At 60.7% G+C, this 1,955-nt stretch carries 4 protein-coding genes; all 4 read left to right on the forward strand.

The genetic code is table 11. The annotated features are described in order from the left end of the window. Positions 1 to 106: 106 nt before the first annotated feature. From IBX53_RS16190 to IBX53_RS16205, 4 genes are read left to right on the forward strand one after another with little or no spacing between them, the layout of a single operon-like run. Entirely contained in the window at positions 107 to 562 is a 456-nt protein-coding gene (locus IBX53_RS16190; protein ID WP_290911436.1) for a DUF3158 family protein, read from the forward strand. Positions 563 to 580: 18 nt separating this feature from the next. Further along, positions 581 to 1,015, forward strand: coding sequence for a single-stranded DNA-binding protein (locus IBX53_RS16195; RefSeq protein ID WP_290911438.1), 435 nt, complete (start codon positions 581 to 583; stop codon positions 1,013 to 1,015). A gap of 37 nt (positions 1,016 to 1,052) precedes the next feature. Then, positions 1,053 to 1,640 (forward strand): hypothetical protein, encoded by a 588-nt coding sequence (locus IBX53_RS16200; RefSeq protein WP_290911441.1) that lies wholly within the window; start codon positions 1,053 to 1,055, stop codon positions 1,638 to 1,640. A 20-nt stretch (positions 1,641 to 1,660) separates the two neighbouring features. Further along, positions 1,661 to 1,885 (forward strand): hypothetical protein, encoded by a 225-nt coding sequence (locus tag IBX53_RS16205; protein ID WP_290911444.1) that lies wholly within the window; start codon positions 1,661 to 1,663, stop codon positions 1,883 to 1,885. The last annotated feature ends 70 nt before the right edge of the window (positions 1,886 to 1,955 follow it).

Genomic DNA, 1,955 nt, shown 5'->3' on the forward strand with positions numbered 1-1,955 from the left:
GAGGAGAGCTCCGGGGGTGATTCCACTGGAATCACTTGGGCGGCGGTGCCGAGGAGGTCTTCGAGGTGATTCCACTGGAATCACAGCCAGAGCATGAGGGGGCAGGGTGAATCGCGCATCGAATAGCTATGGCAATGACGCATTCAACAGCTACGCAAAGGGTTTTTTAAAACCCTTTAAGGGTAAGGGGGAGCTGATTCGGCTCCGTGATGAGCTGGAGGAGACGGCAAGATCGGTGCGGCAAGAGGCGATCGATATGGCGTCGCAAGCGAATGGTGGCTTGCTGAAATCGACCGACCTCTGGCTGACCCCATGGGGAAAGTCAGGCATCCCTGCGAGAACCCTACAGTGGCGCGATAACAGGCAGAGAAGCATGGGGCTTTGGCTGCTGGAAGCGTTCCTGTCTCGCGACGATATATCCGAGGCGATGCGGCAGTCCGTCATCGATCTCGAGGTGCAGCGCTGCGTATTCAATGCCAAGGCGGCCACGATCAACTGGTCGATCAAGCGAATCGGAAAGGCGCTGGCCGATATCGAGCATGCCGTCTCATTTCAGCGATAACGACCAAGGAGGATACCCATGGGCACACGCTTCTACGGTGAGGGGAATATCGGCAGCGATCCGGAGGTTCGGACCTTTCCCGTGCGTGACAACCAGCCGCCCCGCACGCTGCTCAGGCTCAATGTGCGGTTCGATAACCTGGTCCCCAAGGACGGAGAGGTCGTGGACCGGGGAGGCTTCTGGGCCGATGTGGAGTGGTGGCACCGCGACGCCGAGCGCTGGTCGCGAATGTACCAGCGGGGCATGCGGGTCGTGGTGGTAGGGAAGATGGTTCAGGACAGCTGGGAGCAGAACGGCGAGACGCGCACGGCATTCAAGGTGCAGGCGGATCGGGTGGCTATCTTGCCTCATCGGGTGGCTCAGGTAATCATGGATGCCCCTCATAGCCAACATCAGCCGGCTGAGCAGTATGCCAGCGGCCCGGGGGCCAGCCAGGAAGGCTACGGGGGTTAGCCGCTGAGTGATCATGGATGAATCAAGGAGAAGAGCGATGAAGGGAGCCAGGAGGGTGCTGTGCTGGATGGGCCTTGGTGCTGCAGTGACGCTGGCAGCGGGCTGTGCCACACAGGATCATCTCTACTCTCAAGGGCGCTGCCTGACCTGCATCAATAACCCGGTAACCGGGGAGCCGGTCAATTACGACCCCGAGCAGCAGCCTGCTATCGAAGAGGACGCTGTAGCAGCCAGCAGTGGCCAGGAGGAATCAGCAAGCAGCCGGTATGGGCGCTTCAGTATGGCATCGCCGCTGGACGTGGATACGGCCTATGCTCGGGTGCGTTCCGAGTTTGGATTCCGTTCCGAGGCGGACTTCAACCCGAACAGTAACTCTGACCAGTGGGCGATGATGGACAACGCCTGGCACTTCGATGCCACACCCGGCGCCTTCTACCAGATGAGTGACTATGCCAGGCAGACCGTCAACGATACCGAGCACTCCCTGGTGCTGAAGGCGCAGATCCAGCGCGATGGCAGCGGCTCGCGTATTAACGTTGAGTACCTGCCAACGACCAATGCCGGGTACGATGGTGATGCCATGGGCGAGGCGCTCGAAGAGCGTTTCCGCATGGCGCTCCGTTAGCGTAGACAGGAGGGCTCTCGGTGACATCGCCAGCGCTGAGAAAAGAGCGGATCGGCATTGGCCACGCGGCTCAGCTGCTGGGTGTCCGTGTGACCGAGCTCAAGGATGCCCTTCGGCATGGCCGCGATCTTCGCGGCCATGCGCCACCCCAGCCCATTGCCAGAGGCGTCGGCTCGTCCGGCACCCAGATGCTGTTTCTCCTGGGCGACGTGATGGACGTTGCCGAGCTGATGGCCAACTCCTGAAGACGACGGTGCAAAGCCGACTCGTTGACGTTTCCTTTCTTGCTTCGCTCCCTCCCATCGCCTTGCCATG

It is taken from the genome of Halomonas sp., assembly GCF_014859505.1.
Taxonomy (GTDB): Bacteria; Pseudomonadota; Gammaproteobacteria; order Pseudomonadales; family Halomonadaceae; genus Halomonas.